This is a genomic window from Elioraea rosea (genome assembly GCF_007644105.1).
GTDB classification, from domain to species: Bacteria; Pseudomonadota; Alphaproteobacteria; order Acetobacterales; family Acetobacteraceae; genus Elioraea_A; species Elioraea_A rosea.
This window is the reverse complement of record NZ_VFAC01000005.1, coordinates 116,314-130,612: the sequence shown is the minus strand read 5'-3', so window position 1 is coordinate 130,612 and position 14,299 is coordinate 116,314. Positions and strand designations below refer to the sequence as shown.

Annotated in this window: 15 protein-coding genes; 8 read left to right on the top strand and 7 right to left on the bottom strand. The window is 71.3% G+C overall.

Going from position 1 to position 14,299, the window contains the following annotated elements; translation table 11 throughout:
• On the top strand, positions 1–762 hold the full coding sequence (locus FIF60_RS05845) for a M48 family metallopeptidase (RefSeq protein WP_144184796.1): 762 nt from the start codon (positions 1–3) through the stop codon (positions 760–762).
• Positions 763–772: 10 nt separating this feature from the next.
• Here the strand turns inward: FIF60_RS05845 and FIF60_RS05840 are convergent, their stop codons facing one another.
• The 3 genes from FIF60_RS05840 to FIF60_RS05830 all read right to left on the bottom strand — a co-directional run bounded on the left by FIF60_RS05840 (position 773) and on the right by FIF60_RS05830 (position 2,852).
• Complete coding sequence (locus tag FIF60_RS05840; RefSeq protein ID WP_144184794.1) at positions 773–1,315, bottom strand: hypothetical protein; 543 nt, start codon at positions 1,313–1,315, stop codon at positions 773–775.
• 39 nt (positions 1,316–1,354) lie between these two features.
• On the bottom strand, positions 1,355–1,927 hold the full coding sequence (locus FIF60_RS05835) for a bactofilin family protein (RefSeq protein WP_239451506.1): 573 nt from the start codon (positions 1,925–1,927) through the stop codon (positions 1,355–1,357).
• 247 nt (positions 1,928–2,174) lie between these two features.
• Positions 2,175–2,852 (bottom strand): EI24 domain-containing protein, encoded by a 678-nt coding sequence (locus FIF60_RS05830; protein ID WP_158639082.1) that lies wholly within the window; start codon positions 2,850–2,852, stop codon positions 2,175–2,177.
• Positions 2,853–2,915: 63 nt separating this feature from the next.
• Between FIF60_RS05830 and FIF60_RS05825 the strand changes: the two genes are divergently transcribed.
• From FIF60_RS05825 to typA, 3 genes are all read left to right on the top strand, one after another.
• A complete protein-coding gene (locus FIF60_RS05825) occupies positions 2,916–3,929 on the top strand; it encodes an adenosine kinase (RefSeq protein WP_144184788.1) in 1,014 nt (337 codons plus the stop codon).
• A gap of 25 nt (positions 3,930–3,954) precedes the next feature.
• The gene (locus FIF60_RS05820) at positions 3,955–4,455 is read left to right on the top strand and encodes a DUF2076 domain-containing protein (protein ID WP_144184786.1); all 501 of its coding nucleotides are present in this window, start codon (positions 3,955–3,957) and stop codon (positions 4,453–4,455) included.
• Positions 4,456–4,679: 224 nt separating this feature from the next.
• Positions 4,680–6,518: a translational GTPase TypA gene (typA, locus tag FIF60_RS05815; RefSeq protein ID WP_144184784.1), complete on the top strand. Its 1,839-nt coding sequence runs from the start codon at positions 4,680–4,682 to the stop codon at positions 6,516–6,518.
• A 41-nt stretch (positions 6,519–6,559) separates the two neighbouring features.
• Here the strand turns inward: typA and FIF60_RS05810 are convergent, their stop codons facing one another.
• The 4 genes from FIF60_RS05810 to FIF60_RS05795 all read right to left on the bottom strand — a co-directional run bounded on the left by FIF60_RS05810 (position 6,560) and on the right by FIF60_RS05795 (position 9,283).
• On the bottom strand, positions 6,560–7,327 hold the full coding sequence (locus FIF60_RS05810; protein WP_144184782.1) for a maleate cis-trans isomerase family protein: 768 nt from the start codon (positions 7,325–7,327) through the stop codon (positions 6,560–6,562).
• A 31-nt stretch (positions 7,328–7,358) separates the two neighbouring features.
• On the bottom strand, positions 7,359–7,754 hold the full coding sequence (locus tag FIF60_RS05805) for a hypothetical protein (RefSeq protein ID WP_144184780.1): 396 nt from the start codon (positions 7,752–7,754) through the stop codon (positions 7,359–7,361).
• A 70-nt stretch (positions 7,755–7,824) separates the two neighbouring features.
• The gene (locus FIF60_RS05800; protein WP_275426713.1) at positions 7,825–8,703 is read right to left on the bottom strand and encodes a universal stress protein; all 879 of its coding nucleotides are present in this window, start codon (positions 8,701–8,703) and stop codon (positions 7,825–7,827) included.
• A gap of 148 nt (positions 8,704–8,851) precedes the next feature.
• Positions 8,852–9,283 (bottom strand): cytochrome-c oxidase, encoded by a 432-nt coding sequence (locus FIF60_RS05795; RefSeq protein WP_144184775.1) that lies wholly within the window; start codon positions 9,281–9,283, stop codon positions 8,852–8,854.
• Positions 9,284–9,447: 164 nt separating this feature from the next.
• Here FIF60_RS05795 and FIF60_RS05790 point away from each other — a divergent pair, with 164 nt between their 5' ends.
• From FIF60_RS05790 to FIF60_RS05775, 4 genes are all read left to right on the top strand, one after another.
• Positions 9,448–10,623, top strand: coding sequence for a M20 aminoacylase family protein (locus tag FIF60_RS05790; RefSeq protein WP_144184774.1), 1,176 nt, complete (start codon positions 9,448–9,450; stop codon positions 10,621–10,623).
• A gap of 130 nt (positions 10,624–10,753) precedes the next feature.
• A complete protein-coding gene (locus tag FIF60_RS05785; protein WP_144184772.1) occupies positions 10,754–12,661 on the top strand; it encodes a polysaccharide biosynthesis protein in 1,908 nt (635 codons plus the stop codon).
• Positions 12,662–12,667: 6 nt separating this feature from the next.
• The gene (locus FIF60_RS05780) at positions 12,668–13,921 is read left to right on the top strand and encodes an AmpG family muropeptide MFS transporter (protein ID WP_144184770.1); all 1,254 of its coding nucleotides are present in this window, start codon (positions 12,668–12,670) and stop codon (positions 13,919–13,921) included.
• Positions 13,918–14,289, top strand: a complete 372-nt coding sequence (locus tag FIF60_RS05775; protein ID WP_204251120.1) for a DMT family protein — start codon at positions 13,918–13,920, stop codon at positions 14,287–14,289. Before FIF60_RS05780 ends, FIF60_RS05775 begins: the two co-directional genes overlap by 4 nt.
• The last annotated feature ends 10 nt before the right edge of the window (positions 14,290–14,299 follow it).

The window sequence follows — 14,299 nt, the reverse complement described above, 5'->3', positions numbered from 1 at the left end:
ATGCCCCGCGCCAGCACCCTCCGAGATGCCTCGGCCCGACCTGCCTTCCCGCTGCGCGCCGCGCCTGGGCCGGCGCGCGAGACGCTCGCGCTCGAGCATGGCGCCGTCGAGGTGGAGTGGCGGCGAAGCCCCCGCGCGCGCCGCGTCACGCTGCGGATCGACCCCACCTCGGGCTCGGTCGTGGTGACGTTGCCGATGCGCGCCGGCCGGAACCAGGGTGTCGCGCTCCTGCGCGCGCATGCCGACTGGGTGAGGGAGCGGCTCGCAGCGCTCTCGCCACGCGTACCTTTCATCGACGGCGCGATCGTTCCGCTTCTGGGCCGCCCGCATGCCATCCGCCATCGTCCCGGTGCCGTGGGCGGCGTGTGGCTCGAGGGCGAGGAGATCCACGTCTCGGGCGATCCGAGCTTCCTGTCGCGGCGCGTCACCGCCTGGCTGCGCGAGCATGCGAAGGCCGAGATCGCGCCACGCGCCGCGATCCATGCCGGGCGTATCGCGCGTCGCTTCGCGCGCATCAGTATCAAGGACCCGCGCAGCCGCTGGGCCTCCTGCGCGCCGGATGGAACGCTCGCCTTCTCCTGGCGGCTGGTTCTCACCCCGCCCTGGGTTCTCGACTACGTCATCGCGCACGAGGTCGCGCATCTCGCCGAGATGAATCATGGCCCGCGGTTCTGGGCGGCCGTCGCACGGCTCACGCCGCATGCGGACGCGGCGAAGGTCTGGCTGGCCGCACATGGCCAGAGGCTGCTCCGCTACGGCTGAGCCGTCTCTTTCATGGCTGGAACGGCTGCCGCAGCCCTGCGCGGGCGCGGGCGAGGCCGCGCAGGCAGGCTTCCTCCGCCACCTGGGTCGAGCCGAGCGGGCGGGCGGTCGCGAGCACCACGCGAGGCTCCTCGCCAGGTTTCTCGGCTTCGAGGAACACATCGAGCAGGCAGGCCTGGCTCCGGTACAGCCAGGCCTCGGCGCCCTCTTCCGCCCGCTTCAGGTCAGGCTCGCCCATCACGGCGAGGAGCTGCCCGTCGGTCATGCCGGCGAGGTCGCGCGCCGAGCGTGGCGAGCGGAGCGGGGCGGGCGAGGTGCCGCGCCTCGGAGACGGGATCGATGCCGCGGCGGGCGTGAACTGCGCGTCGCCCTGGTGGCGGATGGCGGGACCCGACGACGCGACGAGGGCGGGCGGTGCCCGGGAGAGAGGCGGGTTCGGCTCTGGCGCGAGTGACGCGCCGAGGTCCTCGCGCGAGGGTTGAGCCGGCGTGCACGCCTGCAGAAAGGCCGCCCCCGCGACGAGCGCGAGGGCGGCGAGGGGAGAACGGCGCATGGGGCTCTTCGCGGCGCTCCCTGGGCCGGGTTGGCGGGATCAGGTCCGGGCGAACGCGGGCTCTGCCGGAGCAGCATAGGGGTCGGGCGCGCTGCCCTGGGCGGCGGGAGCGGCCTGCGCCTGGGCGGGCGCGGCGGAGGGGGCGATCATCTCGATGCGTCCGGATACCTGCGCGCCTTCCTCGACCATCAGCCGCGCACAGCGGATCGTCCCGGAGAGCCTGCCGGTCGAGCGCACGACGAGGCGTGCCTTGGCGGTGATCGCGCCGTCGAAGGCGCCGGAGATGTCCGCCTCCTCGATCTCTGCCTCGCCGCGGAACACGCCCGATTCGGCGATCGACAGCTCGAGCGCGTGGTTCAGGCTGACCTCGACCGTCCCGTGCACCTCGAGGCGTTCGCAATCGCTGATCGCGCCGCCGGCAAGGGCGATGCCGCGGCCGACGACGAGGGCGCGGCGGTCGGACGTCGCCGGGCGGGTGCCCTGGGGCGCGGCGGCCGGGCGCAGGCCGGCGATGGGCGGAGTCGGCGTGGCTGCGGGCGCGGGGGGAATGCCGGTCGCGGGGAAGCCAGGCTTTGTCGCCATCGTGGTGTTGCTCTCGCTGCTGCGGATCATGGTGCGGGGGTCGGTCGCGGCACGCTCGGGCTGCGCCGACGGGTCTGACGGCTTGCGCGTCTTCGGGAACAGGGACAGGGCTGTCTTCCTCGACTTTTTCGTTTCGGAATGCCGTGCGGCAACGTGCCCGCGACCGCCCGACTCGGGGGGCGGATCATACACCCGTCCCCTTGCCTCGCAACGCACGTGGAGGCGTGGAAAACCCGCCTCGGATGCGCGTCTCAGGCGAGCGCGGCAGGGCCGTGCGTCACGGGCGGGCGGCTGGCCCCGCGGCGCCGAGGCGTATCGCGATATGCGTGAAGGCTGCCGCCCCGAGCACAGGCACGAGCAGGTTCGCGATCGGGACCATCGACAGCGCCGCGGCAGGCAGGCCGGCCACGATCAGGGAAAGCCGGTGCCGCCGCCGCCAGGCCCGCACGGCGGGACGGTCCATCCGCCTCAGCGCGGCGAGCTCGGAGTACTCGCGCGCCAGCGCATAGGAAGAGACGAGGAGCCAGACCACCCAGCCGATGCCGGGCAGGAAGAGGGCAACAGGCAGGGCGAGAAGGGTAAGCCCGAGAACGCGCAGGCCGAGGCCGAGTCCCATCAGCGCCTGTTCGGCGAGGCCCGGGCGCCTTGGCGGTGTCAGCGCGGGGTAGTGCCGCGCCTCGACCGCGTCTGCCACGTCGTCGAGAAGCATGCCGGCGACGATCAGCGTGGCCGGGCCGAACAGCAGTACCGCGACGGCGAAGGCGGCGATGCCACCAAGCGCCTCGAGCACCCTCTCGAGCCAGCCGCCATCGCTTGCGGCGGAGGCGACGAGCCAGGTGCCGCCGCCGAACAGGAGGAGGAAGAGCACGAAGGCAGCGGCAAGGCCTATGAGGAGCGGCTTGCGCATGCGCGGGTCGGAAAGCTGGCCGATCGCCAGAAGCCAGGCCTGGATCATGATGCTCCGATCATGGCGCAACCGCGCGCGGCACGCTAAGCACGCGGAAAGCATGGAGGTTGCATGAGCACTGCGGCGGAGTATGGCGTTCTCGGCATCGGCAACGCGATCGTCGACGTCCTGGCGCGCTGCGACGACGCGTTCCTCGCGGCGAACCAGGTCACCAAGGGCGCGATGACGCTGATCGACGAGGCCCGCGCGGAGGAGCTCTATGCCGCGATGGGCCCTGCCGTGGAGGTCTCGGGCGGTTCTGCCGGCAACACCATGGCGGCCTACGCGAGTCTGGTCGGCGCCAGGGGGCCGAAGGGTGTGTTCATCGGCAAGGTGCGGAACGACCAGCTCGGCGCAGTGTTCGCCCACGACATCCGCGCCGCGGGTGTCGCCTTCACGACGCCTGCGGCGACGGATGGGCCGCCGACCGCGCGCTGCCTGATCCTCGTCACCCCCGATGCCCAGAGGAGCATGAACACCTTCCTCGGCGCCTGCGTGAACCTGGCCGAGCCCGACATCGACGACGCGCTCGTCGCAGCCTCCGCCGTGACCTACCTCGAGGGCTACCTGTTCGACCCACCCGCCGCCCAGGCGGCGTTCCGCAAGGCCGCCGCCGTCGCCCATGCCGCCGGGCGGGAGGTGGCGCTGTCGCTGTCGGACCCGTTCTGCGTCGGTCGCCACCGCGCGGCGTTCCGGGCGCTGGTGCGCGACGAGGTGGATATCCTCTTCGCCAACGAGGCGGAGATCCTCTCCCTCTATGAGGTCACGAGCTTCGCCGAGGCGCTCGACGCGGTCCGCGCCGAGACGCGAATCGCCTGCCTGACGCGGAGCGAGAAGGGCTCGGTGGTGGTCGCAGGCGGCGCCACCCATGCGATCGAGGCAGAGCCCGCCCAGGTGGTGGACACGACGGGCGCGGGCGATGCCTATGCGGCCGGCTTCCTCGCCGGCCACGTGCGCGGGCGCGATGCCGCCCAGTGCGGGCGGCTCGGCTCGCTCGCCGCGGCTGAGGCGATCAGCCATTACGGCGCCCGCCCGGTGCGTCCCCTCGCCGAACTCGCTTCCGAGCGGTTCGGCGCGCTGGCGTGACGCGAGCGGCCATGGGGAGGTGGCGATGACCGGTGACGAGGCAGCGTTGATCGCGCGGCTGTTCACGCGGATCGCCCATCTTCAGGGCCTGTCGCATGACCCGGAGGCGATGCGCTACGCGGCCGAGAAGGCTGCCGGGCTGTCGGACCCGGCCGGCGTGATGGCGCAGGTGCTTCTCGCCCAGGAGGCGGCCATCGCCTCGCTGCGGGCGAGGCTGTCGGAGCTGGAGCGGGAGCGTGCGGCCGAGGCGGCCTGGCAGGTCGGCGCGGCGCGGTACCTGACGCTCGAGATCGCCGATACCCCCCGCATGCCGGCGCCGGATGGCTCCTTCCTGCAGGGCGTGTTCGCCGCCGCTGCCGCCTTCGCCTCCGGCAAGCTCCTGATGGACGCCGAGGCCGGCACCGTGCAGCCCGGCCCGGAGGGGGGTGAGTTCCACTGGGGGGGAGGCGTCGAGGTGAAGAAGGCCGTGCCGGAGGAAGACTGGTACGCCATCAAGGGCGCCATCCCGCCGCCCGACCCGAAATAGGCATCGGCGCTCGCCGACGCGTACCCGGCTTGCGAAGACAGCGTCACAGGACAGTCATGCTGTCTTTTTTCCTCGCATCCTGGCCCCGTCCCCCCTATGTGTGCCGCGTAACGAAGCCGCACGGCCGACCTGACCGACCCTGGACAGTTCTCGATGCCCAGGACGCCGGCCTTTGCCGTGCCTGCGCCGCGCCTCTGGCCCGGCTCATCTGAAGGGATGCGTGCGTGAGCACTTCTGAGATCCGCAATGTCGCGATCATTGCGCATGTCGACCATGGGAAGACGACCCTCGTCGACCAGCTCCTCAAGCAGTCGGGCGCATTCCGCGAGAACCAGCTTGTGGCGGAGCGGGCGCTCGACAGGAATGACCTCGAGCGCGAGCGGGGCATCACCATCCTTGCCAAGTGCACCTCGGTCGTCTGGCAGGGCAACCGCATCAACATCGTCGACACGCCAGGCCACGCCGATTTCGGCGGCGAGGTGGAGCGCATCCTGAACATGGTCGATGGCGCGATCGTCCTGGTCGATGCCGCCGAGGGGCCGCTGCCGCAGACCAAGTTCGTCGTCGGCAAGGCGCTCGCGCGCGGGCTTCGCCCGATCGTCGTCGTCAACAAGGTCGACCGCCAGGACGCGCGCGCCGACGAGGTGCACAACGAGGTGTTCGACCTCTTCGCCGCCATGGGCGCGGATGACGACCAGCTCGATTTCCCGATGCTCTATGCCTCCGGCCGCCAGGGCTGGGCCGACACGAGCATGGACGGGCCGCGCAAGGATCTCTCTGCCCTGTTCGAGCTGATCCTGAAGCACGTGCCGGCGCCGAAGCTCGACCCCGAGGCCCCCTTCGCGATGGCTGCCACGATCCTCGACTACGACAACTTCCTCGGCCGCGTTCTCACCGGCCGCCTCGAGCAGGGCCGCGCGCGGGTGAACATGCCGCTGAAGGTGATGCGGCCTGACGGAACGGTGGTCGAGACCGGACGGCTTTCCAAGCTGATGAGCTTCCGCGGCCTAGAGCGCGTGCCGGTGGAGGAAGCGGAGGCGGGCGACATCATCGCCATCGCTGGGCTGGCCGAGGCGACGGTGCCGGACACGATCTGCGCGCCCGAGCAGGAGGTGCCGCTTCCCGCGACGCCGGTCGACCCGCCGACGCTGTCGATGACCTTCCGCATCAATGACGGGCCACTCGCCGGCCGCGAGGGCAAGAAGGTCACCTCCCGCCAGATCCGCGACAGGCTCTACCGCGAGGCAGAGGGCAACATCGCCATCAAGGTGAAGGACAGCGAGGAGGCGGAGGCCTTCGAGGTGTCCGGCCGCGGCGAGCTCCAGCTTGGCGTGCTGATCGAGACGATGCGCCGCGAGGGGTTCGAGCTCGCTATCGGCCGCCCGCGCGTCATCCTCCGCCGCGACCAGGCGACCGGCTCGCGCGAGGAGCCGATGGAGGAGGTGCTGATCGACGTCGACGAGGCCTACACGGGCGCGGTCGTCGAGAAGATGTCGCAGAGGAAGGGCGAGCTTCGCGACATGCGCCCCTCCGGCGGCGGCAAGACCAGGCTTACCTTCATGATCCCGAGTCGCGGGCTGATCGGCTACCACGGCGAGTTCCTGACCGATACGCGCGGCACTGGCATCATGAACCGGCTGTTCGCCGGCTACGGCCCCTGGAAGGGCCCGATCGAGGGGCGCCGCAACGGCACGCTGATCAGCAACGCCGACGGCGAGGCGGTGCACTACGCGCTGTTCTACCTGCAGGAGCGTGGCACGCTCTTCGTGAACCCCGGCGAGAAGGTCTACGAGGGGATGATCCTCGGCGAGAACTCCCGCGCCGGCGACCTCGAGGTGAACCCGATCAAGGAGAAGAAGCTCACAAACATCCGCGCGGCCGGCAAGGATGACGCGATGCTTCTGACCCCGCCGCGGCGCATGAGCCTCGAGCAGGCCATCGCCTATATCGAGGACGACGAGCTCGTGGAGGTGACGCCTGGCGCGATCCGCCTCCGCAAGCGCTACCTCGACCCGCATGTCCGCAAGAAGGCCGAGCGCCGCGCCGAGGACGACGCGGCGTAGGCAGGCCTGCCAGTCGGCAGCCCGCCGGCAATCCTGATCGCTCACGCCAGAGCGAAGAGCATCCCCGCGTCGCTGCGCCGATCCTCTATGCCGGCGCGGCGGAGGGCGTGCCAGTAGGCGACCGGGTTCGACGCGAGAACCGGCTTGCCGAGCGCCCTCTCCACCTCGAGCGCGACCGCCGCGAAGGGCAGGTTGGTGCCGACCTGGACGACCGCCTCCGCCTCCTTCGTGTCGAGCGCGGCGAGCGCCTGCCTGATCCGCATCGGCGGCACGCGGCCGATCGCCGCGGGCCCGTGGATCTTCATCGAGTGGCTCGCGACGACCGGGTGACCCGCCTCCTCGAGGAAGCGGATCGCCGCCGCATGGCCCTCGGGGAGGAAGGGCGACAGAACCGCCACGCGGCGGACCGACAACGCGGCGAGCCCGGCGAGCAGCGCGTGCGACGTCGCCGTCACCGGGCAGCCGATGCGCGCGGTGGCATCGGCAAGAAGCCGCGCCCCCGGCTCGCCGCCGCCGACGAAGGTCTCGACCATCACCGCGATGACGACATGGTCCGGCCGCGCGGGCGCGAGCGTGTCGAGCGCCGCGCCGAGGCCCTCGACCATCGAGGCCCGTACGGCGCGCTGATCGGCATCGGTGAACACGGCGCGGTCGGGGTTGGGGATGCGGGCATGGGCGTTGACGACGTCATCGGGCCGCAGCGCCTCCATCTCCGGCTGCGAGGTCGTGTTCGTCGCCGGCGCGATGACGCCCATGACGAGCCGCAGGCCGTAGGAGGAGACAGGGTTCAGGGGCGGTTCGTCGTCCATCGCCGCAGCATGGCGCGCGGCGCGGGCGCCGTCACGCCGCCGGGATCGCTCCCTCGTCGCGCTGGGCGAGAAGTGCGATCAGCCGCCCGAGAAACAGCACCGCGCCGGCGCACCAGAGAAGCGTCAGCGCCGTCAGCATGGCGGGGTCGCCGTCGCGCGCGAGGCTGATGCCGAGCGGGAAGAGCAGCGTGGGCAGGCCGGAGAGGGCGCCTTGGGCCGCCACCGCGCCGCGATGGGCGAACAGCACGGGGTTGCGGAGCATCGTCAGCCACATCACGCCGAGCGCCGCCCAGGCCAGCACGTTGAGATGCGCATGCTCCGGCGCGATGCGGATCGGCCCGAGGCCACCCGTGGCGACGAGGGCGGCAGCGGCAGCGGCTGCGGCCGCCGAGGCTGCTGCGAGGAGGAAGAGGGCGATGCGCTTCATGGCGGCACCAGGCTGCTCGTTGCGATGACCGAGCAGAGCATGCCGGGCAAATATTACCGGGTGATGTCGATCACGGCCCGATGTGTATCGGCGCCGTTGCTGTGCGCCAGGTCACGGCGCCGGCACCAACAGCACGTCGCTGGTGAAGGGGCATAGCGCCTGCTCGGCCACGCTTCCGAGCATCACCCGCCCCAGGGGCCCAGGCGCCCGCGTTGCCATCACCACGCGGTCGGGAAGCGTCGCCGCCACGGCGCCGGCGAGCGCCTCGAACACGGGCGTCTGCTGTACCACGATCTCGCATGACCCGAGGCCCTGCGCCGCGGCGAGCCGGGGCCAGCGCCTCGCGCGTCCGGGCACCCTCCTCGGCGCCCTGCCGCTCCAGCTCCCGCCGCCCGGCATCGCCGACCACGAGCGCCGACTGGGCGAGCGGCGTGAAGGCGCGGAACAGGGTGAGCGCGGCGCCATCGAGCAGCCCGAGCCGGGACGAAGCGGGAAGCGCCGGTGCACCCTCCTCGGCGAGATCGACGGCGGCGAGCACGCGGCGATAGGGGCACTCCGCCGGCGCGTTGGCCGTCAGCACAGGGTGGCGCCCCAGCCGCATCACGCGCTCGACCGTGGTGCCGACGATGATGTCGCGCAGCAGCCTTCGCCTGTGCTCGCCCATGACGATCAGATCGACGTCGTGCGCATCGGCGAAGCGGAGGATGGTGTCGAACGGATCGCCGGGTTCCACAATGAGCTCGGGCGTCATGCCCTGGAGCTCGGCCACCGTGGCGGCGAGCTCGGCGAGCAGCGCCGCGACCTGTCGCCGCTCGCTCTCCACGAGCGCTGCGGGCTGATCGTCATCAACGACGGAGAGAAGCGTCAGCGCGGCGCGGCGCGTCCGGGCCAGAATTCCGGCGCGCCGCATCGGCCTGTCGGAGCAGGAGGAGAGATCGGTCGCGCACAGCAGCCGAATCGGCGCCTTCCGAACGTGAACGCGCTGTCATGCATGGTGCTGCGGCCCCTGGCGCGCGGGAAGGGCGCGGCGCGGGATGGCGGGAGCGACGGCGATGCAACGGCGTGATGCCGTGGCAAGCGGCGCGGTTCCGGCGGGATCACTCGGCGGGTACGTGCAGCATCCGGTCACTCGCGCGGCGGCGCGGTGCGGCGGCATCCGGCCGGAGGGCGAGCAGCACGATTCTCGCGAGGAACAGCGCGACACCTGCGAACCAGGCGAGCGAGGTGGCGATGGCGAAGCCCGGGTTGCCCGTGTCGATCGAGATCGCGATGCCGACGGGGAAGAGCAGCGCCGAAACGCCAGAGAGCGTGAACTGAGCGATGGCCGCGAGCCGGTTCTGCCCGAGCGCAGGGTAGACCGCGTAGGTGAGCCCCATGAGCGCGAGCGACGTCCAGCCCAGCAGGTTCAGGTGGGCGTGTACGGGCGAGAAGCGGAAGTCATGCGCGATGCCCATGCCGATGCCGAGACCGGTGCCGAGCAGAAGGCAGAAGGCGGCGGTGGCGAGGAAGATGAGGGGAAGGCGTTGCATCGGCATGCTCGCGGCTCGGGGTGTGTGTGGTTGCGCGACCGTGCTGAGGGTTTGTTTCAGGGTGATTGCTGGTCGAAGGGCCGGGTTTCGAGCCTGTGCCCTTCCCCTCACCCGCCCCCCGTGCTTCCTTCCGGCCCGACCCGCTTTCCGGCACGGAGCACCCCATGCCCATCCACAACCGCATCGCCGCCTTCGCAGACGACATGACTGCCTGGCGGCGCGACCTGCATGCGCACCCCGAGCTCGGGCTCGAGGAGCACCGCACGGCCGCGATCGTCGCCGAGAAGCTGGCCGCCTGGGGCATCAAGGTACACGCCGGGCTCGCCACCACCGGCGTCGTCGGCACGCTGAAGGTGGGCAACTCGAACCGCGCCATCGCCATCCGCGCCGACATGGATGCGCTGCCGATGGAGGAGGCGAACGACTTTCCCCATCGCAGCCAGTTCGCAGGCAAGATGCACGCCTGCGGGCATGACGGGCACACCACCATGCTGCTCGGCGCCGCGCGCTACCTCGCCGAGACGAAGAACTTCGACGGCACGGTGCATTTCGTGTTCCAGCCAGCCGAGGAAGGCGCGGGCGGCGGGCGCATCATGGTCGAGGAAGGGCTGTTCGACCTCTTCCCGGCCGATGCCGTGTACGGCGCGCACAACGACACCAACCTGCCGATCGGCGAGATGTACGTCGTCGCCGGCCCGAACAGTGCGGCATCGGATCGTTTCATCATCCATGTCGATGGCCGCGGTGGCCACGCCGCCCGCCCGCACGTCACGATCGACCCGATCACCATCGGCGCGCAGATCGTGATGGCCTACCAGACGCTCGTCTCCCGCAGGCTCGACCCGGCGGACGCGGCGGTGCTCTCGATCACCCAGTTCCACGCGGGCTCTGCCGGCAACGTCATCCCCGAGACGGCCTTCATCAACGGCACCGTGCGCACGATGAAGCCCGAGACGCAGGACATGCTCGAGGCGCAGATGGGCGCGATCGCCAGGGCCATCGCCGAGAGCCAGGGGGCGACGGTGCGGTTCGAGTACAGCCGCGGCTACCCGATCGTGATGAACAACCCCGACGCGACGGAGCGTGCGGCCGCCGCGGCGGCGAAGGTGATCGACCCCTCCCGCGTGCACCGCGAGAAGCCGCTCACCCTCGGCGGAGAGGATTTCGCCTACATGGCGCAGAAGGTGCCCGGCTGCTTCGTCCGCTTCGGCCAGAGGGGGCCGGACGGCAAGGGCGGCACCCCCGTGCACAACTCCAAGTACGATTTCAACGACGCGATCCTGCCGCTCGGGGCCAGCTACTGGGCGACGCTCGTCGAGCAGGAACTCGCGCGGGAGTGACATCATCGCCGAAGGGTCGGCGCGCGGTTTGATCGGCGGGGCCGCTTCGCCTAGGGTGCCCCGCCGCGTGGACAGGGGGTGAACCCGGCCGAGTCGCGTGGCCCGAACCCCGTCCCCAACCCCCTCGACGATGCTGGCCCCGACCCTCCGCCGCTCCCTCGCACGACGCCCCGTCATCCTGCTCGCCGATGCGGTGCTCGCCGCGCTTGCCGCGGGGGCGGCGTCGCTGCCGGAGGTTGCCTGGTTCGGCGTGCCGGCCTCAGTCCTGCCCGTGCGCATGGCAGGCACCGCGGCGATCGCTGCCATCGTGCTCGCCGCCCTCGGCGTGCCGCGCGATTCCTGGCGCCATGGCGGAACGGTCGAGATGGCGCGCGCGGCAGGCGGGGCGATTGCCGCCGCTATCCTCGGCAGCCTCGCCGCCCATCTCGCGCTGCCGCACCCGCCGCGGCCGGGCACCATCGCGCTTCTGCTGCTGTTCCTGCCGAGCCTGCTGATCGGCGCGCGCGGGCTCTACCGTCTCTCGCTTCTGGTCAGCGTGCGGCGCGACCCAGAGGCGGCGCCGGTTCTGCTCGCCGGTGCGGGCGACCATGCCGAGCTCCTGCTTCGCGCGCTCGAGCGGCAGAGCGGGGCGCGGTACCGAATCGTCGGCATGCTCTCGGTCGACCCGGCGCTGGTGGGCCAGAGGCTGCATGGCACGCCGGTGCTCGGGAGCCTCGGCGACGTCACGCTGGTGCTCGACCGCCTTGCCGGGACCGGCGATGCGCCCGCGGCCATCGCCGTCGCCTCGCGCGCCATCTCGGGGCTTTCGCTGACGCAGCTTCGCGCAGCGGCGGAGACGCGCGGCCTGCCCCTGTTCGAGGTTCCCCGCCCGTCCGATCTGCGGCCACGCCGCCCGCATCGCCGCCGTGAGGATGCGCCGACCGACCCGCAGGCCCTGCTCGACCGGCCGGAGATGCCGATCGACCGTGCGAGCATCGCCGCGGTATCGCGCGGCAAGCGCGTGCTCGTCACCGGCGCGGGCGGCTCGATCGGCTCCGAGCTCGTGCGCCAGATCGCCGAGGCCGGGCCGGCGCATCTGACGCTTCTCGACAACGGCGAGTACGCCCTCTACGCGATCGACATGGAGATCGGCGTCGCCCACCCGCGGCTTGCACGCGAGGCGGTGATCGGCGACATCCGCGACCGCGAGCGCATCGCCGCCCTCTTCGCCCGCTCCCGCCCCGAGCTCGTGTTCCACGCCGCAGCGCTGAAGCACGTCCCGCTCGTCGAGGCCAACCCGCTCGAGGCGGTGCTGACCAACGCCTACGGCACGCGCAACGTGGCCGACGCCGCCGTCTCCGTCGGCGCCGAGGCGATGGTGCTGATCTCGACCGACAAGGCGGTGAACCCCACTTCGGTGATGGGCGCGACGAAGCGGCTCGCCGAGATGTACTGCCAGGGGCTCGACCTGCGCACGAAGGACGCGAAGAACCCCACGCGCTTCGTCACGGTGCGCTTCGGCAACGTTCTCGGCTCCACGGGCTCGGTGGTGCCGCTGTTCCAGGCGCAGCTTGCCCGCGGTGGGCCGCTCACCGTCACGCACCCCGACATGGTGCGCTACTTCATGACGACGAAGGAGGCGGTGAGCCTCGTTCTTCTCGCCATGGCAACGATGGTGCAGGGCGGGGCGGTGGCCGAGACGGTGGAGCGCGGGGCGATCTTCGTGCTCGACATGGGCAAGCCCGTCCGCATCCTCGATCTCGCGCGGAAGATGATCCGCCTCGCCGGCCTCCGCCCGGAGGTGGACGTGAAGATCACCTTCACCGGCCTCCGCCCCGGCGAGAAGCTCTACGAGGAGCTGTTCCACGGCCGCGAGGAGGTGGTGCCGCTCGAGATCGCGGGCCTGCTCGTCGCGCGCCCGCGGGTGGTCGACCTTGCGATCGTCGCGCGCGCGATGGACGAGGCAGCCGCCGCCGCGCGCGAGGGGCGCGAGAAGCCGGCGCTTGCCATCCTCTCCGTCATGGTGCCGGAGTTCGCCGCTCCGCATGGCGGGACCTGAGCCCGCATGCGGGCGGCCTGGTTCGACCGCAAGCTCCTCGTCATGCTCTTGCTCGGCTTCTCCGCCGGGCTGCCCCTGCCGCTCACAGGCTTCACGCTGCGGCAATGGTTCTCTGAGGCCAACGTTCCGCTCGGCCAGATCGGGCTCACCGCGCTCATCGGCCTCTCCTACTCGCTGAAGTTCCTCTGGGCGCCGCTGCTCGACCACGCGCGCGCCCCGATGCCGAGCCTGGGCCGGCGCCGCGGCTGGCTCGCGCCCGTCCAGGCCCTGCTCGCGCTCTCCATCGCAGCGATGGCCTTGACCGACCCGGCGTCCAACCCGACGGCGACGGTGTCGGTGGCCGTCGCCGTCGCGTTCCTCTCCGCGACGCAGGACATCGCCATCGATGCGTTCCGCATCGAAAGCCTGCCGCAGGAGCGCCAGGGCCTCGGGCTCGCCGCCTATGTCTGGGGCTATCGCGTCGCGCTGCTCGTCGCCAATGCCGGGGTGCTGTACTCGGTCGCGCGTCTCGGCTGGCAGGGCGCGTTCGTGGCCATGGCCTCGCTGATGGCCGTCGGGCTTGCGACGACGCTGATCCTCGCCGAGGAACCGCCACCGCCGAGAGGTTATTCGCGCGCGGGCTGGAGCGAATGGCTTGCCGCCGCCGTCGTCGCGCCGTTCCGGGACTTCCTCTCCCGCCCCGGTGCGTGGCTGATCCTCGCCTTCGTGGCGCTGTTCAAGCTCGGCGAGGCGCTCGCCGGCATCATGACCGCGCCGTTCTATCGCTCCATCGGCTTCTCGCGGGAGGACGTCGCGGCGGTCTCGGGCGTGTTCGGGCTGTTCGCGACGCTCGGCGGCGTCGCGCTCGGCGGCCTGCTGGTCGCCGCGATCGGCACGGGCCGGTCGCTCGTCATCACCGGGCTGATGCAGATGCTCTCGAACCTGATGTACGTCGCGCTGGCCGAGGCGGGGCGGAGCCTGCCGATGCTCTGGGCCCAGGTGGGTGTCGAGAACGCAACGGATGGCTTGGCCGATGCCGCCTTCGTCGCCTACCTCTCGTCGCTGACCAGCACGGCCTTCACCGCGACGCAGTATGCGCTTCTCTCCTCGCTCGCGGCGCTGCCGCTGCGCACGATCGGCGGCCTTTCGGGCTATCTCGCCGAGGCGATGGGCTGGACGCGCTTCTTCCTCCTCACCACCGCGGCCGCGGTTCCCGGGCTTGCCATCATGCTCGTGCTGCTTCGGCGCTTTCCCGCCCCCGCGAAGGACGCTCCGCGATGACGCTTCCTCCCACAGGCTCCTGGATGGCGTTCGTTCTTCCCCCCGTTCTGCTGATCGGCTCGAACGTGCTGATGACCTTCGCCTGGTACGGGCACCTGAAGCGGCCAGGATGGTCGATGGCGTTCGCGATCATGGTCTCCTGGGGCATCGCCTTCTTCGAGTACTGCCTCGCCGTGCCGGCCAACCGGATCGGCTTCGGCACCTACTCGGCGCAGCAGCTCAAGGTGATGCAGGAGGTCATCACCATGGCGGTGTTCGCGGGCTTCGCGGTGATGGTGCTCGGCGAGCGGCTGACGTGGAACTACGGCGCGGCCGCTCTCTGCCTGGTCGCTGCCGTGGTATTCATCTTCCTTCCGACGGGGAAATGAGGGGGATAAC